At 65.1% G+C, this 22,079-nt stretch carries 23 protein-coding genes and 1 pseudogene; 13 read left to right on the top strand and 11 right to left on the bottom strand.

Going from position 1 to position 22,079, the window contains the following annotated elements; translation table 11 throughout:
• Positions 1-182 (bottom strand): hypothetical protein (locus M727_RS0120975; protein WP_027154311.1); only part of this gene is annotated, 182 nt, incomplete at its 3' end.
• 238 nt (positions 183-420) lie between these two features.
• Here M727_RS0120975 and M727_RS0120965 point away from each other — a divergent pair.
• The 4 genes from M727_RS0120965 to M727_RS0120950 all read left to right on the top strand — a co-directional run bounded on the left by M727_RS0120965 (position 421) and on the right by M727_RS0120950 (position 5,316).
• Positions 421-1,302 carry a DMT family transporter gene (locus M727_RS0120965; protein WP_036262866.1) on the top strand — a complete coding sequence of 294 codons (882 nt, stop codon included), beginning with the start codon at positions 421-423 and terminating at the stop codon, positions 1,300-1,302.
• Between the two features lie 247 nt (positions 1,303-1,549).
• Positions 1,550-2,500 carry a substrate-binding domain-containing protein gene (locus M727_RS0120960; RefSeq protein WP_027154308.1) on the top strand — a complete coding sequence of 317 codons (951 nt, stop codon included), beginning with the start codon at positions 1,550-1,552 and terminating at the stop codon, positions 2,498-2,500.
• A 231-nt stretch (positions 2,501-2,731) separates the two neighbouring features.
• Entirely contained in the window at positions 2,732-4,303 is a 1,572-nt protein-coding gene (locus M727_RS0120955; protein ID WP_027154307.1) for a sugar ABC transporter ATP-binding protein, read from the top strand.
• Positions 4,300-5,316 (top strand): ABC transporter permease, encoded by a 1,017-nt coding sequence (locus M727_RS0120950; RefSeq protein ID WP_027154306.1) that lies wholly within the window; start codon positions 4,300-4,302, stop codon positions 5,314-5,316. Before M727_RS0120955 ends, M727_RS0120950 begins: the two co-directional genes overlap by 4 nt.
• Positions 5,317-5,514: 198 nt before the next feature.
• Here the strand turns inward: M727_RS0120950 and groL are convergent, their stop codons facing one another.
• Both groL and M727_RS0120940 read right to left on the bottom strand, forming a co-directional pair.
• Positions 5,515-7,143, bottom strand: a complete 1,629-nt coding sequence (gene groL, locus M727_RS0120945; protein ID WP_027154305.1) for a chaperonin GroEL — start codon at positions 7,141-7,143, stop codon at positions 5,515-5,517.
• Positions 7,144-7,201: 58 nt separating this feature from the next.
• Entirely contained in the window at positions 7,202-7,519 is a 318-nt protein-coding gene (locus tag M727_RS0120940; protein ID WP_027154304.1) for a co-chaperone GroES, read from the bottom strand.
• Between the two features lie 234 nt (positions 7,520-7,753).
• On the opposite strand from M727_RS0120940, the gene M727_RS42400 reads away from it, so the two are divergent.
• Complete coding sequence (locus M727_RS42400; RefSeq protein WP_198032664.1) at positions 7,754-7,909, top strand: hypothetical protein; 156 nt, start codon at positions 7,754-7,756, stop codon at positions 7,907-7,909.
• Positions 7,896-8,183 carry an usg protein gene (locus M727_RS0120930; protein WP_027154303.1) on the top strand — a complete coding sequence of 96 codons (288 nt, stop codon included), beginning with the start codon at positions 7,896-7,898 and terminating at the stop codon, positions 8,181-8,183. Before M727_RS42400 ends, M727_RS0120930 begins: the two co-directional genes overlap by 14 nt.
• A gap of 122 nt (positions 8,184-8,305) precedes the next feature.
• Here M727_RS0120930 and M727_RS0120925 read toward each other — a convergent pair whose 3' ends face one another.
• On the bottom strand, positions 8,306-8,554 hold the full coding sequence (locus M727_RS0120925) for a DUF982 domain-containing protein (protein ID WP_027154302.1): 249 nt from the start codon (positions 8,552-8,554) through the stop codon (positions 8,306-8,308).
• Between the two features lie 130 nt (positions 8,555-8,684).
• Positions 8,685-8,897 (bottom strand): hypothetical protein, encoded by a 213-nt coding sequence (locus M727_RS0120920; protein WP_027154301.1) that lies wholly within the window; start codon positions 8,895-8,897, stop codon positions 8,685-8,687.
• 252 nt (positions 8,898-9,149) lie between these two features.
• On the opposite strand from M727_RS0120920, the gene M727_RS0120915 reads away from it, so the two are divergent.
• Positions 9,150-9,614, top strand: coding sequence for an Hsp20 family protein (locus M727_RS0120915; RefSeq protein WP_027154300.1), 465 nt, complete (start codon positions 9,150-9,152; stop codon positions 9,612-9,614).
• A gap of 58 nt (positions 9,615-9,672) precedes the next feature.
• A complete protein-coding gene (locus M727_RS0120910; protein ID WP_023799044.1) occupies positions 9,673-10,209 on the top strand; it encodes an Hsp20/alpha crystallin family protein in 537 nt (178 codons plus the stop codon).
• Positions 10,210-10,528: 319 nt separating this feature from the next.
• Here M727_RS0120910 and M727_RS0120905 read toward each other — a convergent pair whose 3' ends face one another.
• The 6 genes from M727_RS0120905 to M727_RS0120880 are packed head-to-tail and all read right to left on the bottom strand — an operon-like array spanning position 10,529 to position 16,990.
• Complete coding sequence (locus M727_RS0120905) at positions 10,529-11,419, bottom strand: ribokinase (protein ID WP_027154299.1); 891 nt, start codon at positions 11,417-11,419, stop codon at positions 10,529-10,531.
• A gap of 30 nt (positions 11,420-11,449) precedes the next feature.
• A complete protein-coding gene (locus M727_RS0120900) occupies positions 11,450-12,328 on the bottom strand; it encodes a MurR/RpiR family transcriptional regulator (RefSeq protein ID WP_027154298.1) in 879 nt (292 codons plus the stop codon).
• The gene (locus tag M727_RS0120895; protein ID WP_027154297.1) at positions 12,325-13,302 is read right to left on the bottom strand and encodes an ABC transporter permease; all 978 of its coding nucleotides are present in this window, start codon (positions 13,300-13,302) and stop codon (positions 12,325-12,327) included. The genes M727_RS0120900 and M727_RS0120895 overlap by 4 nt, the downstream gene beginning before the upstream one ends.
• Positions 13,299-14,849 carry a sugar ABC transporter ATP-binding protein gene (locus M727_RS36955; RefSeq protein WP_051505666.1) on the bottom strand — a complete coding sequence of 517 codons (1,551 nt, stop codon included), beginning with the start codon at positions 14,847-14,849 and terminating at the stop codon, positions 13,299-13,301. The genes M727_RS0120895 and M727_RS36955 overlap by 4 nt, the downstream gene beginning before the upstream one ends.
• Positions 14,850-14,907: 58 nt before the next feature.
• Positions 14,908-15,966 (bottom strand): substrate-binding domain-containing protein, encoded by a 1,059-nt coding sequence (locus tag M727_RS0120885; protein WP_027154296.1) that lies wholly within the window; start codon positions 15,964-15,966, stop codon positions 14,908-14,910.
• A 34-nt stretch (positions 15,967-16,000) separates the two neighbouring features.
• A complete protein-coding gene (locus M727_RS0120880; protein WP_027154295.1) occupies positions 16,001-16,990 on the bottom strand; it encodes a TIM barrel protein in 990 nt (329 codons plus the stop codon).
• A gap of 236 nt (positions 16,991-17,226) precedes the next feature.
• Here M727_RS0120880 and M727_RS0120875 point away from each other — a divergent pair, with 236 nt between their 5' ends.
• The 5 genes and pseudogenes from M727_RS0120875 to M727_RS36950 form a co-directional block, all read left to right on the top strand.
• Positions 17,227-17,829 (top strand): CDP-alcohol phosphatidyltransferase family protein, encoded by a 603-nt coding sequence (locus M727_RS0120875; RefSeq protein ID WP_027154294.1) that lies wholly within the window; start codon positions 17,227-17,229, stop codon positions 17,827-17,829.
• 30 nt (positions 17,830-17,859) lie between these two features.
• The gene (locus tag M727_RS0120870) at positions 17,860-19,641 is read left to right on the top strand and encodes a bifunctional alpha/beta hydrolase/class I SAM-dependent methyltransferase (protein ID WP_036262863.1); all 1,782 of its coding nucleotides are present in this window, start codon (positions 17,860-17,862) and stop codon (positions 19,639-19,641) included.
• Between the two features lie 2 nt (positions 19,642-19,643).
• Positions 19,644-20,975 carry a phosphatase PAP2/dual specificity phosphatase family protein gene (locus M727_RS0120865; RefSeq protein ID WP_027154292.1) on the top strand — a complete coding sequence of 444 codons (1,332 nt, stop codon included), beginning with the start codon at positions 19,644-19,646 and terminating at the stop codon, positions 20,973-20,975.
• The gene (locus M727_RS0120860) at positions 20,972-21,400 is read left to right on the top strand and encodes a hypothetical protein (RefSeq protein WP_027154291.1); all 429 of its coding nucleotides are present in this window, start codon (positions 20,972-20,974) and stop codon (positions 21,398-21,400) included. The genes M727_RS0120865 and M727_RS0120860 overlap by 4 nt, the downstream gene beginning before the upstream one ends.
• Positions 21,401-21,408: 8 nt before the next feature.
• A pseudogene (locus tag M727_RS36950) lies at positions 21,409-22,050 on the top strand (lysophospholipid acyltransferase family protein); the annotation flags it as partial.
• Positions 22,051-22,079: the final 29 nt, after the last annotated feature.

Raw genomic sequence — 22,079 nt, 5'->3', positions numbered from 1 at the left:
GTTGCAAGCGCAGAAATTGCAAGGTCGTTTGCCGCAAAAAGCGGCAATCCGGGGGAGGTTTCCATGCGTCCTGTTTCGATAATGCTGGCATGCACGATCTTGAGTTTTTCCGCCGCCCAGTCGCCGTCGTTCGCAAGAGGATGCAGGCAGGTGCTGGAATCGGATGTGAAAATCACGAGCATGCGCCTCTATGCCGACATCCTGGCCAATGCCGCCCGCAACGGCTGGGANTACACGCCTGAATCGATCGTCAGCGGCTCAAAGCGGCATTTCGAGGAGATGAAGCTCCAGTTGAATGACGCCGGCTATGAGATCATGCCCGTCGGCGTCCGCCTGTATTGCAAGCGGTGGGATAAGCTCGCCGCCCGCTAGCAACCAGCGATCCGCCCTTTGCGGCGCAAGCTTTGCCGAGACATCGATATGTCGAAGGTGCAGGCCAACTGTCTGCTTCTGCTTGCCGCTGCCTTTTGGGGCTTCGGCAATGTTGCGCAGAAGACTGTGCTGGATCATCTCGATCCGCTCAGCGCCTTGGGCATGCGCTGCCTGATCGCGGGGCTCATGGCCGCGCCGCTGACGGGGCTCGAATGGGGAACGAAATCCGGGCCAGGCTACCGGATGAGCCTCGCCAAAGTCAGCGCTCTGTTCTCGATATCCATCATCATCCAGCAGGTCTCCTATCTCGAGACGTCGGTTACCAATGCGAGTTTCCTGGTGAGCACCGCAACGGTGATGACACCGCTTGCCGCCTGGTTGCTGATTGGCGAGCGCCCGACTGCTGTCGGCGGGCTTGCGGCTGCCATGACATTGGCCGGTGTCCTGCTGCTGTCCGGAGGCTTGATCACCAGCTTCAGCCAGGGCGATCTCGCTGCGACACTTTCGGCCGCGTGCTACGCGCTGTGGATGGTGGAGCTTGGTCGCCACATGCAGACCCACGGCGCGCCGGTCGCGGCGGCTGCCGCGCAATTTCTCGGCGCCGCCGTGATCACGCTGCCGCTCGGCGCCCTTCTGGGTAATCTGTCGCTGGCCGCCATCAGCGATGCCGCCCCGGAACTCGCCGTGCTCGGCATCTTCTCGACCGGGGCCGCCTTCGGCATGCAGACGATCGCTCAACGCTTCACGTCGGCCAGCCATGCCGCGGTGATCGTGAGCGCAGAGAGCGTGTTCGGAGCGGTTGGCGCCGCCATATTTCTGGGCGAGCGGCTGTCGCCGATCGGAGCAGCCGGTGCTGCGGTCATATTTGGATCAATCACCTTGCTGTCGCTGACAACCGACAAAATCAGCAAGCCGGCGGTGGCAGACTGAGAGATCGTCCCGGCAGTCCGGCGAACCCCGCGAAGCCGCCCGCCCGTTCTTGCGGAAATCTCCGGCCTTGGCTAGCATCCGCCCGCCGGCGCCGAGCGGAGGAGAACGTCGCGGTGGACCGGCTGGAGCGCCGTTGCGTCCCCTTGGGCGCTCAAAGGACACTCCATTTCTGGATCGACGCAGGAATTTTCGGAAAACCGGAACCGGTTTTCGGGTTCATGCGCTCATGTGGGAGGAGACTAAATTGATCAACAGACGTGAATTCCTGCTGTCGTCCGTGGCGATGGGCACGATGGCGCTGGCCGCTCCGCAACTGGCTTTCGCCCAGGACAAGCTGACCATCCTTGGTTCGGTGCCGAGCCTCGGCTTTCCGTTCTTCGTGCACATGCTGAACCAGATCAAGGCGGAAGCTCAGGCGCAGGGCGTCAATCTTGTCGAAAGCGACGGCCAGAACTCGGCGCCCAAGCAGACCGCCGATATCGAGGCAGCGCTCGTGCAGAAGGTCAACGCCATCGTCATCTCGCCACTCGACGTCAACGCGCTGGCCCCGGCCATCGAGCAAGCGATCCAGGCCGGCGTCCCCGTCGTCACCATCGACCGCCGCGTCGACGGGGTCGAAGGCATCCTCGCCCATGTCGGCGCCGACAACGTCAAGGGCGGCGAGGCCGAAGCGCAGGCCATGGTGGCGGCTTTCCCGAACGGCGCCAAGATCTTCCATCTGCAGGGCCAGCCAGGTGCTGGGCCCGCGATCGACCGCAACAAGGGCGTGCACAACGTCCTCGACCCGATGAAGGACAAGTACCAGATCATTTTTGAGCAAACCGCCAATTTCGCCCGCGCCGAGGCGCTCTCGGTCACCGAGGCCGGCCTTGCCGCCAACGGCAAGCCCGACGCGATCATCTGCGCCAACGACGACATGGCGCTTGGCGCGGTCGAAGCCTGCGCGGCGCGCAACTTCACCGACGTCAAGATCTACGGCTTCGATGCGCTTCCCGAAGCGCTGGTCGCCGTGCGCGACGGCAAGCTGGCCGGCACCGTCGAACAGTTCCCCGGCGAGCAATCGCGCACCGCGGTGCAGATCGCCGTCGCCTACGCCAAGGACAAGACCGAGCCCAAGGAAAAGCTCGTCCTGCTGACGCCGATCGTCATCGGCAAGGACAATCTCGACAAGGCGGAAAGGCTGGGCGAGACGAAGTAGAGCAATTGGTAAGGCCGGCGGGACAGCACCCCCCTCTGGCCTGCCGGCCATCTCCCCCGCAAGGGGAGAGATTGGCAGCTTCGCTGGCTACGCCTTTTCTTCAACGTTGGTGATTGGCGAAAGCCGTGACGACATCCGATCTCCCCCCTTGCGGGGGAGATGTCCGGCAGGACAGAGGGGGGTGTTCAAGCGCCGAGAGATGGCGTGAAAACTGCATCGAGGAAGCAACTTTTGTCCGTCACTGAAGCCGTCGCGCCATCTCCCCCCCTCCTCGCCGTCGAAGGCGTGACCAAGCGCTTTGCCGGCGTGACTGCGCTCAGCGATGTCTCGCTCGAGGTTCGGCCCGGCGAAATCCTCGGCCTGCTCGGCGAGAACGGCGCCGGCAAGTCGACGCTGCTCAAGATCCTGTCCGGCGTGATGCCGCCGTCCAGCGGCCGCATCGTCTTCGACGGCGTCGAATTCAATCCGAACAATCCGCAGGATGCCAAGCGCCTCGGCATCGTCACCATCTACCAGGAACTGAGCCTGATCCCGACGCTGACCGTAGCGGAAAATATTTTCATCGGCCGCGCGCCGCTCGGGCGCTTCGGCCTGGTCAGCTGGCGGAAGATGGAGGTAGACTCGCGCGCGATCATCGCCCGCGTCGGCCTCGACCTCGACCCGGCGACGCCGGTGTCGGCGCTGTCGGTGGCCGAGCAGCAGCTGGTCGAGATCGCCCGCGCGCTGTCGCTGAAGAGCCGGCTCATCATCATGGACGAGCCGACCTCGGCGCTGACCGAAACCGAAGTGCAAAAACTGATGTCGATCATGGGCCGGCTGCGCAAGGACGGCGTCGCCATCATGTTCGTCACCCACCGGCTGGAAGAGGCCTCCGCGATCTGCGACCGCATGACAGTGCTGCGCGACGGCAGGCTGGCCGGCCATCTCGACCGCGATGGCGGGCCGATCAAGCTGCCGAAAATCATCGAAAAAATGGTCGGCCGCGCCGCGTCCGAGCTTTATGCCAGGCCGACGCTGCGCGATGTCGCCGGTGACGTCAGGCTTTCCGTGCGCGGCCTGCGCACGGTGCGCGATCCGCAGGCGCCGCACGCCATCGTGCTCGAAGGCATCGATCTCGACCTCAAGGCCGGCGAGATCCTCGGCGTCGCCGGCCTCGTCGGCTCCGGCCGCACCGAGCTTGCCCGCGCCATCTTCGGCGCCGACCGCATCGCCGCCGGCACCATCACCCTCGACGGCAAGACGATCGCGCCTGAAACACCGGCCGACGCCATCGCCCTCGGCATCGGCCTGGTGCCGGAAGACCGCAAGCATCAGGCGATCTTCGCCGCGCTCGGCATTCTCACCAACTTTTCCGTCGCAGCGCTCGGCCGCTACTCCAACGCTCTCGGCTTCATGGCCGAGCGCCGCGAGCGCCAGGCGCTGGCGAGCTACAGAAAAACGCTGTCGATCCGCATGGCCTCGCCCGAGCAGCCCATCGAGGGGCTGTCCGGCGGCAACCAGCAGAAGGTCATCCTCGCCCGCTGGCTGGCGCGCGACCCCAAGGTGCTGATCGTCGACGAGCCGACGCGCGGCGTCGATGTCGGCGCCAAGGCCGAGGTGCACCAGATCCTGGTGCAGCTCGCCGGGCGCGGCATCGCCATCATGATGATCTCGTCCGAATTGCCCGAAGTGCTCGCGGTGTCGGACAGGATCGTCACCATGCGGCGCGGCCGCATCACCGGCGAGATGCCGGGCATCGAGGCGACAGAGGAAAAACTGATGGAACTGATGGCGCTCGATCAAACGCAGGAAGCGACGCAATGACCAGCACGACCGAACAGAGCCAGCGCGGCGGCATCAATGTCGCGCGCCTGCTGATGAGCTTCGGCCCGCTGATGTTCCTGGCGCTGCTGATCGTCGTTTTCACCGTGCTGAAGCCGAGCTTCATCGACCCGATCAACATCTTCAACATCATGCGGCAGATCTCTATCACCGGGCTGATCGCGCTCGGCATGACCTTCGTCATCCTCACCGCCGGCATCGACCTGTCGGTCGGTTCGCTGCTGGCTTTCTGCGGCATGGTCGCGGCGGTGGTGGCCAAGGGCGGCACCGCCAACACGCTGTCGCTGTCGACGTCTGGCGCACAAGGCTATGGCTGGTTCGCCGCCCTTCTGGCTGCCGTCGTCGTCGGCGCCCTGGCCGGCGGCGTCCAGGGCTTTGCCATCACCCGGCTGAAAGTGCCGCCCTTCGTCGTCACGCTTGGCGGTCTCACCGTCTTTCGCGGCCTGACGCTGACGATCTCCAATGGCGGCCCGATCTCCGGCTTCGACGCCTCGATGCGCTGGTTCGGCACCGGGCTGATCGGCCCGGTCCCGGTGCCGGCGATCATCTTCGCGGCGGCGGCGGTCCTCTGCCACATCGTCCTGCGCTACACGCGCTACGGCCGCGCCGTCTACGCCGTCGGCGGCAATGCCGAGGCGGCGCGGCTCTCCGGCCTGCGCGTCGACCGCATCCTGATCTCGGTCTACATCATCGTCGGCTTCTTCGCCGGCCTTGCCGCCTTCGTGCTGTCGGCCAGGCTCAATTCCTCGGAAGCCGTCGCCGGCATCGGCTACGAGCTGACGGTGATCTCGGCGGTGGTCATCGGCGGCACCTCGCTGTTCGGCGGCATTGGCTCGGTCGGCGGCACGGTGGTGGGCGCGGCACTGATCGGCGTGCTGCAGAACGGGCTGCAGTTCAACAACGTCTCGTCCTACACGCAAAGCATCGTCATCGGCCTGATCCTGATCCTCGCCGTGGCCTTCGACCGCTGGCTGAAATCGCGGGTACGGCGGTGAGGGGGAACTGCCTTCCCTTCTCCCCTTGTGGGAGAAGGTGTCGCCGAAGGCGACGGATGAGGGGTGCTCCAGCTTGACGCTACGCGGAGTCAATGCTGGGATGGGCACTATTACCGACGCCTCATTCCGTCCAACACCCCGTCTCGGCGCTAACGCGCCGATCCACCTTCTCCCACAAGGGGAGAAGGGAAGTGCGCCTCAATAATCCATGCCACCGCCGGGCATTACCGGTGCGGCAGCTTCCTTCTTCGGCTTCTCGGCCACCATCGCCTCGGTGGTGACGAGCAGGCCGGCGACCGACGCGGCGTCCTGCAGAGCGGCGCGCACCACCTTGACCGGGTCGATCACGCCTTGCGCGTAGAGATCGCCGAACTCGTTGGTCTGAGCGTTCCAGCCATAGCCGAATTCGGTCTTCTCGCGCAGCTTGCCGACAATGATCGAACCTTCCGCACCGGCATTCTCGGCGATCTGGCGCACCGGCTGCTCGATGGCGCGACGCACGATCTCGACGCCGGTCTTCTGGTCGGGATTGTCGACGGCGACATTGTCAAGCGCCTTCGCCGCCCTGAGCAGCGCCACGCCGCCGCCGGGCAGTATGCCTTCCTCGACCGCAGCGCGGGTGGCGTGCATGGCGTCGTCGACGCGGTCCTTGCGCTCCTTGACCTCGACCTCGGTCGAGCCGCCGACGCGGATGACGGCGACGCCGCCGGCGAGCTTGGCCAGCCGTTCCTGCAGCTTCTCGCGGTCATAGTCGGAGGTGGTCTCCTCGATCTGCGCCTTGATCTGGCTGATGCGCGCCTGGATCTCGTCCTTGCGGCCGGCACCGTCGACGATCGTGGTGTTCTCCTTCTCGATCAGCACCTTCTTGGCGCGGCCGAGCATCTCCAGCGTGACGTTTTCAAGCTTGATGCCGAGATCCTCGCTGATTGCCGTGCCGCCGGTCAGGATGGCAATGTCTTCCAGCATCGCCTTGCGGCGGTCACCAAAACCCGGCGCCTTGACGGCTGCAACCTTCAGGCCGCCGCGCAGCTTGTTGACGACCAGCGTCGCCAGCGCCTCGCCTTCGACATCCTCGGCGATGATCAGCAGCGGCTTGCTCGATTGCACTGCGGCTTCGAGCACCGGCAGCATGGCCTGCAGGTTGGACAGCTTCTTCTCGTGGATCAGCACATAGGGCTCTTCGAGCTCGACGCGCATCTTGTCCTGGTTGGTGATGAAATAAGGGCTGAGATAGCCGCGATCGAATTGCATGCCCTCGACGACTTCGAGCTCAGTCTCGGCGGTCTTGGCCTCCTCGACCGTGATGACGCCCTCATTGCCGACCTTTTGCATCGCTTCGGCGAGGAAGCGGCCGATCTCGGCATCGCCATTGGCCGAGATGGCGCCGACCTGGGCGATCTCGTCGTTCCTTGTCACCTTGCGGGCATTGGCCTTGAGTTCGGCGACGATGGCGTCGACCGCCTTGTCGATGCCGCGCTTCAGGTCCATCGGGTTCATGCCGGCGGCAACCGCCTTGGCGCCTTCCTGGACGATCGACTGCGCCAGAACGGTAGCGGTCGTCGTGCCGTCGCCGGCGACGTCGCTGGTCTTCGAGGCGACCTCGCGCACCATCTGCGCACCCATGTTCTCGAACTTGTCCTCAAGTTCGATTTCCTTGGCGACGGTAACACCGTCCTTGGTGATGCGCGGGGCGCCGAATGACTTGTCGAGGATGACATTGCGGCCCTTGGGACCGAGCGTCACTTTCACCGCGTCGGCGAGGATGTTGACACCGCGCAACATCTTCTCGCGGGCTTCGGTATGGAATTTCACATCCTTGGCAGCCATTGGATAACTCCTTCAAATAGGCAGCTTTTCGTTGACTGATTGCTTGTTCAGGCCCCACTCAGGCGGCCTTCTTTTTTATCTGGTCGGTCAATTCGATCACGCCCAGCACGTCGCTTTCCTTCATGATGAGCTGGTCCTCGCCGTTGAGCTTGATCTCGGTGCCCGACCATTTGCCGAACAGGATGCGGTCGCCGACCTTGACGTCGAGCGGCTGCAACTGTCCGCTATCGTCGCGCGCGCCGGGGCCGGCGGCGATGACCTCGCCTTCCTGCGGCTTCTCCTTGGCTGTGTCAGGAATGATGATGCCGCCCGCGGTCTTCTCGTCGACCTCGATGCGGCGGACCAGGATACGGTCATGCAATGGACGGAACGCCATGTCGTTCTCCTCATGGGACAAACAGATTTTCTTGGACCTCCCTTCGCAGGCGACCAGTGGGTCGGTGCGACGGTGCGCGACCCCGCTCAGGCATCACGCGCCTATCGAATTAGTCTGCCTATCCAGCCTTTCAAGAGGACGCCGACAAAATTTTAGCACTCGCCGTTGCCGAGTGCCAACGCACCGTAATAACGCACTGTAATAATGGCGCTATTCCAGGATTTGAAACGACGGATGCCGCTTGAAATCGGGGCGCAACCTTCCGACAGCGTTGTCGATCCCGGCACCGTCTGCCTGGCGGCCGGAACCGATGAGGAAGCGGAGGCGTTTTTGCATGCGGAGGATGGACGTCCGATCGTTCGGAAAGGAGACGGCCATGGTCGGCAATGAGTTCCAGGTCAGCAACGAATTCCAGCTCCAGATGCAGGGTTTTGGCCTGACGACGGCAGAGATCCATTATCGTCTTCCCGACCATCGGGACCTGCTGCAGCTCTTCATCTGGCAGGAATACGACATCGCCCCGGATTTCCCGACGCTGAAGCATTTCCTCGAATTTTGGGAACGTGAGATCGAGGGCCCGCTGCATTCCGTGCGCGTCGCCCATCACCGTCTGATCCAGCCCTCCGAATGGCGGGCGGTGGACGGCGTCATTACGCTGCAGTGAGATGATGAAAGGCGGCGCTTTTCATGAAAGGCGCCGCCTCTGCAGCACAGCGCTTCCGCCCCGGCTTCAGGTTCCCCGGCTTCAGGTTCATTGGCGTTCAGGTGGATTGATATTCGGGTGGATTAACGTCCCGTGACCAGCAGTCCGGCGGTGCGCGCCGCCTTGACGAAGGCGGTGCGCGCCTCGCGGGCGGTGCGCCAACCGTCGAGCGCGTCGCGGCAGGCGCGATAGGCTGCGCGCCAGTTGCGGCCGCGCGCTCGGTCCGGCCATTGCTTCATGCATTCGATGGCTTCCCAGCTGCTGGCGACCTTGCGCTCTCCGACGGATTGGAGCTTCAGCGTGATCGGCTCGGAAAATGGGACGTCGTTCATCACTTCCTCCTTTTCTTTTTGAGAATAACCAGGAAGGCGGCCCGATCGGCGCCCGACTGACGAGATGGTTCGTATGGCTGCACGCTTCAAGACCTCCCCCGTCTCCCAGTCTGCTTGCCGAAACCCGGCGCTATATGTCGTCGTCCGGCGGTTCGAGAAGCCCGATCAGCGTCGCCACCCTTGCCGACGGCAGCGGGCGGCCCTCGTTGACCAGCGCCTCATCGGCGCCAACCCAGGCAAAGGCCTCGCGCAACTCTTCGATCGTCGCGCCGGTCGAGGCGATGTCGGCGATGACGGCGTCGTCGACCGGGCCCAGCACCGAAATGATGTCGTCGCGTGTCATGGTCATGATGTCCTCCATGCGGCGTGCCGGCGCGACCCTCAAACGACGGTTGAAACTGGCATTGCCAGCACAATCGGGGCCAGTACAATCCGGCAACAAAAATTCTGGCAGCGGGACAGAATCTGGGTCTTGATTTCGGCCTGACAATAACCAAATGAAAATTGCCGGTTGCCGAATGGGACCGGCAGAACCCAGGGAGCGCCAAGCTCTTTGGCGTCCCTCGTACTATGTTGCTCCACGGAGGATGTAGCTATGAGAACCGCATTCGACTTTTCCCCGCTCTATCGGTCGAGCATCGGTTTCGATCGCATCTTCAACCTGCTGGAAAACGCGCCTCAGGCAGTCGAAACCTGGCCGCCCTATGACATCGAGCGAAGCGACGAGAACCCCTATCGGGTGAGGATCGCCGTCGCCGGCTTTTCCGAGAACGATCTCGACATCAGCCACGAGCCGAACCTTCTCATCGTCTCTGGCGAGCGCAAGGAACAGGACGAGGTTGAATATCTCCATCGCGGCCTTCCGGTGCGCCCGTTCACACGGCGCTTCGAGCTTTCCGATCACATGACGGTCACCGGCGCCTCGCTCAACAACGGCCTGCTGACGATCGACCTCGTGCGCCAAGTGCCCGAAGAGATGAAGCCGCGTCGCATCACGATCGCCAAGCAAGACGGCGCGCCGAAGGCCGGACAGGTCGAGAAGCCGAAGCAGGCCGCCTGAGCGAAGGCGATATCTGGCGTTCGCCTTTGACACAACCAGTCGAGAAAGGAGAACAGCAATGGCTATTCGTGATCTCATACCCTGGGGCCGGGAGAACAGTCCGGTTCCCAGCTTCTATCGTGACGAGGACCGCGACCCGTTCATGGCGTTGCATCGCGAGATGAACCGCCTGATCGACGACGCCTTCCGCGGCTTCGAAACGCGCATGCCGATGCTCAGCGGATTTTCGTCGGCGCGCGGCAGCTGGCCGAGCGTCGAAATCGCCGACGGCGAGAAGGAGATCCGCGTGACCGCGGAAATTCCCGGCATGGACGAAAAGGACGTCGAGGTGATGCTCGATGACGGCGTGCTGACGCTGCGTGGCGAGAAGCGCTCCGAGACCGAGGACAAGGACAGGCAGTTCTCCGAGCGGTTCTACGGCCGCTTCGAGCGCCGCATCCCGCTCGGCTACGAGGTCGAGGAGGACAAGGTGAACGCCGCCTTCCATAACGGCGTGCTCACCGTGACGCTGCCCAAGACGGAGCGCGCACGGACGAAAGCCAAGCGCATCGCCATCAGTGGCAGTGCCGCCAGCCCCGGCAAGAGCAAGCACTGACGACATGGGCAGCCGGACGCGCCAGCCGCGCCCGGCTGCGCAGATCCGCGCTCCCCGCCAAAGGCGCGGGCTTCATTTGTTTGGCCGATGCGCCTGACGGTGCGAAGGCCGCATAGTGAGTATCTACGGAGCATTGAGTAGCAGCGTCGCTACCGTGGCGTTCCTGGCGCACAGGCTACGGAGCCCGTCATCCCTTGGGGTGGCGGGCTTTCGTATCAATTGTCGGCTTTATCGGCCTGTCGGAGCCGAGCGAAAAGTCCTTCCCCATCCGCTTCTTGTCACCTGTCACGATCGCGGGCGGAGGCGGCAGCCACCCGTCTCAAATCGCCTCGCGCTGCCGTTCCGGCGTGGCGACCAGCAAGGCCGCGGCGGCGTTGGCGGCAGCAAGTGCGGCCTCGACCCGATGGCCGCGGGCAAGGCCTGCCGCGAACGCGCCGACGAACTCGTCGCCGGCGCCATGGGTGCTGACCACCTTCACCGGAAGGGCGGCCCGCGCGAACGCCTGGCCGTCGCGGCCGCAATAGGCAACGCCCTCCCCGCCGGCCGTGACGATCGCCGCCGGGTAGAAATCGATCAGCATGCGTGCCGCCTCGGCAGCACCCTCGAGCGTATCGACGACCGCAACGCCGGCCAAAAATTCCGCCTCGATGGCGTTGACGATGACGATATCGGTGAGTGCGATCAATTCGCCGGACAGTTTTCGCGCGGGGGCGGCGTTGAGCACGACGCGGCCGCCATGCGCCTTCACCGCCCGCGCTGCGGCAATGTTGGCGGCTTCCGGCACCTCGTTCTGCAGCAGCAGCACCGCCGTTTGCGCAACCATCTCGGTCGCGGCCACGATGTCCTTCTCGCCCAAGGTGAGATTGCTGCCCGAGACGATCACCGCGCCATAATCGCCGCCGGCGTCGAAGATCGCCACGCTCATGCCCGAGCCGGCGCCAGGTGCGCCCCGCACGAAGCGGCTGTCGACGCCGCGGCGCGCGAGATTGCCGACAAGCGCGCGGCCGAAATCGTCATCGCCGACGGCGCCGATCATTGCCGAGCGCACGCCGGCCCGCGCCGCCGAGACCGCCTGGTTGCCGCCCTTGCCGCCGCATTTCGGCTGCCAGGCATGGCCGGTCACGGTTTCGCCCTTGCGCGGGCGGTCAGGCGCTTCGACCATGATGTCGTAATGCAGGCTGCCGAACACGGTGACCAGCGGAGCTGTCATGTGTTCCAATCTTTCATGTGTCCCGATCCTTCATGAGCCGCCCTTGTCCCGGCGTTTCGAGGTCACCGCCGACATCGTGCGGCCGAGATTGCGCTCCGCCGCCTGGTAGTCGCGCTGTGCCACCGCGACGAACAGCGCGTCGAGAATGTTGAGCTGGGCGATGCGCGCCGCCGCGTTCTCGCCCATCAATGGCGAGCCCTGCGCGGTCGAGCACAGCACGATGTCGGCGACGGCGGCCAGCGGCGAGTTGTCGTAATTGGTGATCGCCAGCGTCCGCGCACCGCTCTTGCGGGCGAGATGGATGGCATCGATGACGGCGCTGGTGTTGCCGGAATGCGAGAAGCCGACGGCGATGTCGTCGGCGCCGAGCAGCGAGGCCGACATCAGCATCATGTGCGAATCGTCGTAGACGGATGCGCGGATGCCGATGCGCAGGAATTTGTGCGAGACGTCGCGCGCGATCTGCGCCGAACCGCCGACGCCATAGAAATCGCGGTTCCTGGCGCGGTACAAAAGATCTGCGGCGCGGTCGAAATCGTCCATGTCGAGGATCGCCAGCGTCTCCTCCAGCGCCTGGATCGAGGTGCGGAACACTTTTTGGACGATCTCGGCCGAACTGTCGTCGACCGACAGCTCCTGGTGCATTTCTGCGGTCGGCAGGCGGCTGTATTCATAGACTGCGGTGCGGAAGTCGCGATAGCCGGAAAAGCCCAGTTTCTTGGCGATTTTCACCACCATCGCCTCCGACACGCCGGCCTCCTCGGCGATCTGCCTGAGCGGAATGGTCTCGTCGAAGCCGCGCCGTCCGAACACGGTTTCCACCACCTTCGCCTCGAGCGGTGTCAAATGCGGCATCATCATGCGGATGCGCGGTCCTACTGCTTTCAGATCCAGGCTGGTCAAGGTCATCCACGTCCCCTCGTCACGCGATCGATGAGCATCGCGGCGAGGATTATAAGGCCAGTTGCCAGCAGCTGATAGAAAGACTGGACATTCATCAGCGTCAGGCCGTTGCGCATGGTGCCGAGGATGACGGCGCCCAGGATGGTGCCGACGACGCTGCCCTTGCCGCCCATCAGCGAGGCGCCGCCGATGGCCGCCGCGGCAATCGCATCGAGCTCCCAGAGATTGCCGAGAATGGGCTCGGCGGCACCCAGCCGGCCGATCAGGATCTGCGCGGCGAGGGCCGCCAGCAGGCCCGAGATCATGTAGGCGGCGATCTTGGTGCGAGCGATCGGCACGCCGGCTATGTAGGCCGCCTCCTCATTGCCGCCGACGGCGAGCAGATATTCGCCGAACGGCGTCTTCTTGAGGATGATCCAGGTAATCAGCGCGACCACGGCCACGATGATGACCGCCAATGGCAATCCGAACAGCGAGCCGTTGAAGATGGCGCGGAAGCCGGCTGGCAGGCCGAGCACCGGATTGCCGCCGGTATAGATCAGCGCCAGCGCCCGGTAGGTGCTGAGCGTTCCCAGCGTGACGATGAAAGGCTGCAGCCCGGCATAGGCGACGAGCACGCCGTTGAGCAGGCCGCAGACGAGGCCGATGGCGACGCCGGCGGCGATGGCCAGTGGAAACGGCACGCCGGCAACCAGCATCGAGGCCGAGATGACGGCCGAAAGGGCTGCCGTCGGCCCGACCGACAGATCGATGCCGCCCGAGATGATCACCAGCGTCATGCCCAACGCCAGGCAGGCGTTGATGCTCGACTGCTGCAGGATGTTGATCAAATTGCGCTCGGCAAAGAAGCCCGGGACCAGCGCGCCGAAGACGGCGAGGATAACCACCAGGCCGATCAGCGTGCCGGCATCGCGCAGGGAAAACCGGTGCAGGAATTCGGCCCGTGGGCGCGCTGCTGTGTGTTCGGTTACATCAGTCATCTGCTCGTCCTGTCCGTTATGCACCGGCCCGATGGCCCTGCGCCTTGCCGGCCTTGAGTCTCCGATTGGGGTATGGCGTGCGCCGCGATCGCCTGTTCGCTGAGATGCGCCCAGTCGAGTTCGGCGGCGACCGTGCCGTCGCGCATGACCAGCACGCGGTCGGCGAGCCGGATCACCTCGGGAAGCTCGGACGACACGACGACGACCGAATGGCCTTCGGCGGCGAGCTCCTCGATCAAATGGTAGATCTCCGCCTTGGCGCCGACATCGATGCCGCGCGTCGGCTCGTCGAACAAAAGGATGCGCGTTCCCGCCGCCAGCCAGCGGCCGATGATCGCCTTCTGCTGGTTGCCGCCGCTGAACAGCCGGATCGGCCGCTCGAGCAGGAACGGCCTGAGATTGACCCGCTTCATCTTCTCGGCCGCGACCCGTTTCAGCCTGGCGTGATCGATGACGCCGCGCGGTGCGAACACGCCCATCGAGGCCAGCGCCATATTGCTGGAGATCGACCGCAGCGGCACGATGCCTTCGCGCTTGCGCTCCTCCGGCACCAGGCCGATGCCGGCGGCGATGGCGTCGCGCGGACTGGAAAGTTTCACCGCCTTGCCGTCGATCTCGACCCTGCCCGACGAGGCGCGGTCTGCGCCGGCCAGCAGCCGCAGCAGTTCGGTGCGGCCCGAGCCGACCAGGCCGGCAATGCCCAGCACCTCGCCGCGGTGCAGGTCGAACGAGACGTCACGGACTTTTGTCGCCGAGGCGAGGCCACGCACGCTCAGCCTGACGTCGGTGGAGGCGTGCGAGCGGTGCTGTTCCTGGGCAAGCTCGCGGCCGACCATCATCGAAACGACGGTCTTTTCCGACATTTGCGCCAGATCGACGGATCCGACCACGACGCCGTCGCGCATGATGGTGGCGCGCTGGCAGATGCCGAACACCTCGTCCAGCTTGTGCGAGACATAGACGACCGCGACACCGTCGCGCGCCAGTCCGGCAATGACTTCTGCCAGCCGCTCGAACTCGCTCGGCGTCAGGCTCGATGTCGGCTCGTCCATCGCCAGGATGCGTGCCCGATCGAGCAGCGCCCGGGCGATCTCGACGATCTGCCGCTGCGCGACCTTCAGGCTGCCGAGCGGGACTGCCGGATCGATCGTCGGATCGAGGGCGGCAAGGGCTTCCGCAGCGCGACGCTCCTGCTCGCGCCGGGCGACGAAGATGCCGCCGCGCGTCAGCGGATGGCCGAGGAACATGTTCTGGGCGACGCTGAGACGCGGCACCTGCTGCAATTCCTGGTGGATCATGGCGACGCCCGCTGCGCGCGCCGCGACCGGATTGTTCAACGTTACCGGTCTGCCGTCGATCAGCACGTTTCCGGCGGTCGGCCTGTAGACCCCCGACAGGATGCGCAGCAGCGTCGATTTGCCGGCGCCGTTCTCACCGAGCAGGCCATGGATTTCTCCGGCGCCGACCGAAAAGGACACATCGCTCAGCGCCCGCACGGCCGGAAACACCTTGGAAATGCCCTCGAATTGCAGCCGCGCGACAGACATTGGTTCTATTCTCCAGGCAAAGGGCGCCAGCCGAAGGGCCGGCACCCGCACACCTGCCTTAATTGCCCGCCGCCGCGTCTTCGAGCAGCGCCTTGCGCACGGCCTCGCCGGCGCCGGAATAGCGGTCGGCATTGTCTTTGGTGATCAGCGCCTGCGGCGTGGCGACGACGCGCGGCAGCTTCTGCCCGGCCACCAGCCGCAGCGCCGAATCCAGCGCCACCTCGCCGGTCAGCACCGGGAAACTATCGACGGTGCCGGTCAGCTCGCCGGCGCGGATCGAGGCATAGGCGTCGGAGATGCCGTCGGTGCCGAAGACGGCGACCTTGTCCTGCAAGCCGGCGGCCTTGACCGCCTCGACGATGCCCAGCGCCATGCCGTCATTGTTGGCATAGAAGCCGATCAGGTCGGGGTGCTGCTGCAGGATGTTGCTGGCAGCGTCGTAGGAGGTCTGGCGATCCCAGTTGCCGGGCACGCTGGCGACGACCTCGAACTTGCCGGCCTCGGTGATCGTGGTCTTGAAGCCATCGGTGCGCTGGACGGCGGCATAGACGCCGGCCTGGCCTTCGACGATGGCGACCTTGCCGCCATCCGGCCGGTTCTTGATGAACCATTTGGCGACGCGCACGCCATTGTCGCGCTGGACATTGCCGACATAGTGCTCAGCCTGCGGGATGACCGCGTCATTAACGTTGACCACCGGCACGTTGGCGGCCTTGGCCTGTTCCATGATCGGCTGCAGGTTGGAGTCGGTCTGCGGCGAGACGAGCAGCACGTTGTAGCCCTGCGTGACCAGGCCTTCAGCGATGGTCAGCTGGCCGAGCTGGTCGCCCTCGCTCTGCGCCGCCTGGTAGACGACCGGCACGCCGACGCGATCGCCGAACGACTTGTAGCCCTCACCCAGCGAGCGCCAGTATTCGTTGGTCAGCGTCTTGGAGACGGCGCCCGCCCTGGTACCATCGGGCAGCTTCGGAAACGCTCCGAACTTGGCCTCGAGTTGCGACCAGTCGATGCGATCCTTCTCGGTGTCGGAATTGAGCGGCGCGAGGTCCGCGGAAAAGGCCGAGCCGATGGACAGCGCCATCAGCGCAGCGGTGGCGGTGGCAAGCAGAAATTTCATGGTCTTTCCTCCCTTGTTGAAAACGGCGCCGGCCTCAGTTCTCCGGCCCGAGCATGGCTTCCTGGATGATGGCTTGCGACGCGACCGCGTCCTGACGGTCGATGGCGGTGGACAGGCGGTTGTCCCTTTCCAGCCGGTCGACGACGCGCAGCATGCGCTTGACGGTGGCGATGTTGACTTCGCATTCGTGGATCGGATCGAGCCCGGTCATGTCGGGAAATGTGTCGAAGTAGATGGCGCCGGCGTAGCCGTCGCGGCGGATCTGGCGGAGCAGCTCGATCGTCTGCAGCGTATGCACCGCGCCGACCATCAGGCCGTCGTCGCGCTTGGCGTAGCCGTCGTTGAGATGCACGCCCAGGAGCTTGCTGTGGCGCGCCACCAGTGCCGCGGCAAAGGCCGGCTGCTCGTCGGCATAGAGCACGTGGGCGAAATCGAGCGTCACGCCGAGATTGGGCAGGCCGATCTCGCGGATCGCCAGCAATGTCGTCGCCGCGTCGGGCATCAGGCTGTAGGAACGCGGCTCGTTGGGCTTGTATTCCAGGCTGATCAGGCAGTCGGGATCATGCCCTGCCACTTCACGAATACCATCCATTTCGTGTTGCCATAGCGTCGCGTAATCGGCCTGAAAAGCATAGTCGAAGCCATCCTGGCCGAGCCACAGCGTCATCAGATTGGCACCGGCCTCACGCGCGGCGTCGATGCCCGCCTTGGTCAGGTCGATGGCTTCGCGGCGAACACCCGGATCGGGATTGGTGAAGGCGCCGAGCTTGAAGGCCGGATTGGAGTAGTAGCGCATGGCGAAACCATTGATGGAAAGCCCGAGATCGCCGAGCTTTCGCGCCATTTCCGCAGGTTTTTCCTCGACATGATCGGGAAAGTTGAGGTCAAGGTCGGTCAGCCCCGCAACCTTCGCCGCACGCGCCGCCATCTGCAGCATGGACGGCTTGCCGACAAGATCCGGCCATTCGGCCTGTGGCCGCGAGGCAAAGGAATTCAGGCGTGTGGCGAAACGATTGGCTGTCATGGATGACCCTTTGGTGAACATAACTTCACATATATACGAAAATTTGTAAAGTTCTCATTTGAGAACTCTAGGAAATTCGACCTTGAGGCGGCGCCGCCAAACCGTAGGGCCTGCGCAGGTAAGGTTCCGGGCGGGCGCTGCTGATCGTAACCCTGTACAACCGCTCGTCGCCCTTGCGTCTTGCGGGCCAATTGATCATCCTCGCCGCAGTTCCACCGCGGCCGGGGGGTTCGCACATGCCGACGCTTTATGCGCTGAAACCGGCCTTCCAGGCCAAGCTGCGGCCGCTCGCCGACCGGCTGGCCGCGGCCGGCGTCACCGCCAACCAGATCACGCTGCTGGCTGCCGCCCTGTCGGTTGCCACCGGCGTTGTGGTCGCGGCCCTTGCCGGCCATCGCGCGGTCTTCCTGCTGATGCCGGTGGTGCTGTTTGCGCGCATGGCGCTCAACGCCATCGACGGCATGCTTGCGCGGGAACATGGCCAGGCCTCAAAACTCGGCATGTATCTCAACGAGCTCTGCGACGCCGTCTCCGACCTGGCGCTGATCCTGGCCTTTGCCGCTCTCTTCCCTTCCTGGGGCGTCGTCGCCTTTGCCGTCACAGCAGTGCTTGTGGAGTTCGCCGGCGTGCTCGGCATCGCGGCAGGCACCGGGCGCAATTATGCCGGGCCGTTCGGCAAGAGCGACCGGGCGCTGGCGCTCGGCATTGTCGCCGTCCTCGTCGCCTGCGGCCTGTGGGTGGACGCGATCACGCCGTTCGTGTTTCCGGCAATGGCTACACTGTCGCTGGTGACCGCCATCAACCGGATACGCAGCGGCCTTAACGGGAGCGGCGACTGAAATTCCGGTCGCATCCGCCTGGGGAAAAACATGCTTCACGAACCGACGATTGCTGCTTCCGCAGTTGAGCAGCGGGTGGCGCAGGAGCGCAGCTTCCGCAGCCATGACGGCACCGAGATCTTCTACCGCTACTGGCCGGCGGTCGGGCAACCCGCCAGGGGCGCGATTGTGCTGTTCCACCGCGGCCACGAGCATGGCGGCCGCATGGCGCATCTGGTCGACGAACTCGATATGCCCGGCCATGCCTTCTACGCCTGGGACGCGCGCGGCAATGGCCGCTCGGCCGGCGAGCGCGGCTATGCGCCGTCTTTTGCCGCGCTTGTGCGCGACATCGATTGGTTGGTGCGTGAGATCGGCAGGGACGGTTTTTCCCAGCGCGACATCGCGCTGATTGCGCAATCTTTCGGCGCGGTGCTCGCCGCCGCCTGGGTGCATGATTATGCACCGCAGATTCGCGCCTTGGTGCTGGCCTCGCCGGCCTTCTCGGTCAAGCTCTACGTGCCTTTCGCCAAGCAAGGCATTGCGCTGTGGCAGAAGATCAAGGGCCGCTTCTTCGTCAATTCCTACGTCAAGGCCAAGTTCCTGACGCATGACCCCGAGCGCATCGCCTCCTTCGAGGCCGATCCGCTGATCACGCGGCCGATCGCTTCCAACATCCTGGTCGAGCTCTACGACCACGCCGCCCGCATCGTCTCGGATGCCCGCGCCATCACCGTGCCGACGCAATTGCTGATCTCCGGCAGCGACTGGGTTGTGCGGCATGGACCGCAGCACGAATTCTTCGTCAATCTCGCCAGCCCGGCCAAGCAGCGGCATGTGCTGCCCGGCTTCTTCCACGACACGCTGGGCGAACGCGACCGCCGCAAGGCACTCGACCTGATCAAGCCGTTCCTCGAAAGACAGTTCTCGACGCCACAGAAGTCCGTCGACCTGACCGCGGCCGACCGTGCCGGCTACACACGCGACGAGGCCGACCGGCTGGCCTCGCCGCTCGCTTTGCTGTCACCGAAAGGCCTCTACTGGGCAATGAGCCGCGCCTCGATCCGCGCGGGCGCCTGGCTTTCGTCAGGCATGAAGACCGGGATCGCCACCGGCTTCGATTCCGGCTCGACCCTCGACTACATCTATGAGAACCAGGCGCGGGGCGCCGGTCCGCTCGGCCGCATGATCGACCGCACCTTTCTCGACGCCATCGGCTGGCGCGGCATCCGCCAGCGCAAGCTGCATCTCGAAGAACTGATCGGCAGCGCCACTCGCACGCTGAAGGCCGCCGGCCGCTCTGTCCATATCGTCGATATCGCTGCCGGCCACGGCCGCTACGTGCTCGACGCCGTCGCCAAATGCGCCGAGCCGCCGGCCAGCGTGCGGTTGCAGGATTTTTCCGAGCTCAACGTTTCGCTCGGCTGCAAGCTGATCGCCGAGCGGCACCTGGCAACCAGCGTCTCGTTCCATCAGGCCGACGCCTTCGACGCCGAGATGCTTTCCGGGCTCGATCCGGCGCCGGACCTGGCCATCGTCTCCGGGCTTTACGAATTGTTTGCCGACAACGCCATGATCATCCGCTCGCTCGGCGGGCTGGCCAGGGCGATGCAGCCCGGCAGCCTGCTTGTCTACACCAACCAGCCCTGGCATCCGCAGCTCGAAATGATCGCCCGCAGCCTGACCTCGCACCGCGGCGGCCAGGCCTGGGTGATGCGCCGGCGCACCCAAGGCGAGATGGACCAGTTGGTGGCGGCGGCCGGCTTCGAGAAGCTCGACCAGCGCATCGACCAGTGGGGCATCTTCACCGTATCGGTCGCGCGGCGCGTCTGAGCATGGTCTTGCCTGTCCTTGGCCCTGCCGCCCTTTCTGCCCCTGCGCGCGAGCCGTACGCCGGCATCGTGCTGCGCGCGGCGTTGTGGCTGGCCTTTCTGGCGCCGTTCTTCTACGCGAGCTACGGCTTCGCCAACTGGCTGGCGTCGCAACGCGACGATGTCGGCAGTATCGTATTCACCTGGGAGCGCAACGTCCCGTTCATCGCCTGGACGATCGTGCCCTACTGGTCGATCAATCTGTTCTACGGCATGTCGCTGCTGCTCAACCATACCAAGCGCGGCGTCGATCGGCTTGCCGGCCGCTATCTGACGGCGCAGATCGTCGCCGTCGCCTGTTTCATCCTGTTCCCGCTGACGGCGACCTTCGTGCGGCCGCAGACATCGGGCCTGCCAGGCTCCATGTTCGCGGTGCTCGGCGGCTTCGACAAGCCGTTCAACCAGGCGCCGTCGCTGCACATCGCGCTGCTGGTCATCATCTGGGATCATTGGCGCTATCGGCTGAAAAGCATGGCCGGCGTCGCCTGGCATGCCTGGTGTCTGCTGATCGGCGCCTCGGTGCTGACGACATGGCAGCACCATGTCATCGATATCCCGACCGGCGCTTTGCTCGGCTTCTTCGCCTTGTGGCTGTTTCCGCGCCACGGCGAATTGCCGTTCGCCGGCTTCCTGCTGACCGCTGACGCCGGCGCGCGGCGGCTGGCGCTGTTCTACGCGCTGGTCGCAGCGCTGGCGCTGGCCGGCGCCGCTGCCGGCGCCTTCGTTTCGGCGCTGTGGCTCATCCTGCTGTGGCCGGCGCTGGCGCTGGCCATCGTTGCCTTCGCCTATGCTGGAGCCGGCGCCAAAGTGTTCCAGAAAACGGCCGACGGCAGTGTCTCGCTGGCCAGCCGTGTTTTGCTGCTGCCCCACCGGGTCGGCGCCAGGATCAATGCATGGATATGGACGCGCAAGCTGCCGCCGCATGTCGCCATTGCCGACGGTGTCTTCCTCGGCCGCTTTCCCGCCGTCGCCGAGGCCGGCGCCTTCGGCACGGTGATCGACCTTGCCGGCGAGTTGGAGCGGCCGCGCGGCGTCGCCTGCCGCTGGACGGCTGTCGCCATGGTCGATCTTTTGCCGCCCTCGCCCGAGGCGCAGGCGCAAGCGGTGGCGGCGATCGAGGACGCGCGCAGCTACGGCACGGTGCTTGTCTGCTGCGCGCTCGGCTTCCAGCGCAGCGCCGGCGCCGTCGCCGCCTGGCTGGTTGCCACCGGCCGCGCCGACACGCTGGCGCAAGCGCGAACCAAGCTCGCCACCGCGGGCCGGCCGGTGCATCTTCACGTGGACCAGCCGGCATGAGTGCCCATCGAGACAAGGCCGAAGCGTTCGCCGCCGGGCTGATGACGCAGGCGGTGTGGCCGCTGTTTTTGGTGCTGGCCGCGTTGGCGGCCGCGCCGGTCATTGCCGTGGCAGCGCAGCCACAGGCAACCACGCTGGCGGCAGCGGCCTGGCTGGTCGCGGCAGCGAGCGGCGTGGTCACTCTCGCCGTCTCGGCCCTGCTTGCCTTCGACGCGTTGCTGTTCTGGCTGATGGCGAGCCACATCAGCGAGGCCGCCGGTGGTGCCTCGGTCGACGACGTGCTGGCGCGCATGCGCGTCAAACCGGCCGCTGCCGGCATCCGCTCGCTCGACCGGCGCATCGCGGGCACGCAACGCCTGCTGATGAAGCAGCGCATCGCACTCGGCCTGTTCGTGGCGGCGTCGCTCGTCGCCTTGTCTTTCTGAGCCCGACGATGAGCAAGCTCGGCACAAGGAGCTTCACCCTGCTGCAGACCCTGACCTCGGTCGGCCTGTCGGCGCTGGCCTGGGCGGTGACCGGCGTGCGGCCGATTTGGAACGGCAGCCAGCCGTCGAACCGGCAGCGCATCTACTTCGCCAATCATGCCAGCCACGGCGATTTCATCCTGCTGTCGGCCTGCCTCAGTGAGAAGCAGCGCGCCCGCACCCATGCCGTCGCTGCCGCCGACTATTGGGGAAAATCGCGGCTGCGCCGGTTCATCGCGCAGGACATGCTGTCCTCGGTGCTCATCCACCGGCAGTGGACCAATGAAGCGCAGAATCCGATCTCGATCATGCTGTCGGTGCTCGACGAAGGTCATTCGCTGATCATCTTCCCCGAGGGCACGCGCAACATGACAGACCAGCTGCTGCCGTTCCGCTCCGGCCTCTACAATCTGTCGATGGCGCGGCCCGACGTCGAACTCATCCCGTGCTGGATCGAGAACATGTCGCGGGTGCTGCCCAAGGGCCAGTTCGTGCCGGTGCCGCTGCTCTGCCGGGTGGTCTTCGGCGCGCCGATCGCCATTGCGCCCGGCGAGGAACGCCGCGCCTTTCTCGAGCGCGCCCGCCAAACACTGCTGGCGCTGAACCCCCGCCCGCCAACGCATGATGCGGAAAAGTGGAA

Origin of the sequence: Mesorhizobium sp. WSM2561 (assembly GCF_000513915.1) — a bacterium.
In the GTDB taxonomy this organism is placed as follows: domain Bacteria; phylum Pseudomonadota; class Alphaproteobacteria; order Rhizobiales; family Rhizobiaceae; genus Mesorhizobium; species Mesorhizobium muleiense.
This window is presented reverse-complemented; position numbering and strand designations above follow the sequence as displayed.

Excerpts from the sequence above, each read along its gene's own strand:
- M727_RS0120965 (WP_036262866.1), top strand. The coding sequence starts at position 421 with ATGTCGAAGGTGCAGGCCAACTGTCTGCTTCTGCTTGCCGCTGCCTTT.
- M727_RS0120950 (WP_027154306.1), top strand. The coding sequence starts at position 4,300 with ATGACCAGCACGACCGAACAGAGCCAGCGCGGCGGCATCAATGTCGCG.
- groL (WP_027154305.1), bottom strand. The coding sequence starts at position 7,143 with ATGGCTGCCAAGGATGTGAAATTCCATACCGAAGCCCGCGAGAAGATG.
- M727_RS0120940 (WP_027154304.1), bottom strand. The coding sequence starts at position 7,519 with ATGGCGTTCCGTCCATTGCATGACCGTATCCTGGTCCGCCGCATCGAG.
- M727_RS42400 (WP_198032664.1), top strand. The coding sequence starts at position 7,754 with ATGCCGCTTGAAATCGGGGCGCAACCTTCCGACAGCGTTGTCGATCCC.
- M727_RS0120930 (WP_027154303.1), top strand. The coding sequence starts at position 7,896 with ATGGTCGGCAATGAGTTCCAGGTCAGCAACGAATTCCAGCTCCAGATG.
- M727_RS0120925 (WP_027154302.1), bottom strand. The coding sequence starts at position 8,554 with ATGAACGACGTCCCATTTTCCGAGCCGATCACGCTGAAGCTCCAATCC.
- M727_RS0120920 (WP_027154301.1), bottom strand. The coding sequence starts at position 8,897 with ATGACACGCGACGACATCATTTCGGTGCTGGGCCCGGTCGACGACGCC.
- M727_RS0120915 (WP_027154300.1), top strand. The coding sequence starts at position 9,150 with ATGAGAACCGCATTCGACTTTTCCCCGCTCTATCGGTCGAGCATCGGT.
- M727_RS0120910 (WP_023799044.1), top strand. The coding sequence starts at position 9,673 with ATGGCTATTCGTGATCTCATACCCTGGGGCCGGGAGAACAGTCCGGTT.
- M727_RS0120905 (WP_027154299.1), bottom strand. The coding sequence starts at position 11,419 with ATGACAGCTCCGCTGGTCACCGTGTTCGGCAGCCTGCATTACGACATC.
- M727_RS0120900 (WP_027154298.1), bottom strand. The coding sequence starts at position 12,328 with ATGACCTTGACCAGCCTGGATCTGAAAGCAGTAGGACCGCGCATCCGC.
- M727_RS0120895 (WP_027154297.1), bottom strand. The coding sequence starts at position 13,302 with ATGACTGATGTAACCGAACACACAGCAGCGCGCCCACGGGCCGAATTC.
- M727_RS36955 (WP_051505666.1), bottom strand. The coding sequence starts at position 14,849 with ATGTCTGTCGCGCGGCTGCAATTCGAGGGCATTTCCAAGGTGTTTCCG.
- M727_RS0120885 (WP_027154296.1), bottom strand. The coding sequence starts at position 15,966 with ATGAAATTTCTGCTTGCCACCGCCACCGCTGCGCTGATGGCGCTGTCC.
- M727_RS0120880 (WP_027154295.1), bottom strand. The coding sequence starts at position 16,990 with ATGACAGCCAATCGTTTCGCCACACGCCTGAATTCCTTTGCCTCGCGG.
- M727_RS0120875 (WP_027154294.1), top strand. The coding sequence starts at position 17,227 with ATGCCGACGCTTTATGCGCTGAAACCGGCCTTCCAGGCCAAGCTGCGG.
- M727_RS0120870 (WP_036262863.1), top strand. The coding sequence starts at position 17,860 with ATGCTTCACGAACCGACGATTGCTGCTTCCGCAGTTGAGCAGCGGGTG.
- M727_RS0120865 (WP_027154292.1), top strand. The coding sequence starts at position 19,644 with ATGGTCTTGCCTGTCCTTGGCCCTGCCGCCCTTTCTGCCCCTGCGCGC.
- M727_RS0120860 (WP_027154291.1), top strand. The coding sequence starts at position 20,972 with ATGAGTGCCCATCGAGACAAGGCCGAAGCGTTCGCCGCCGGGCTGATG.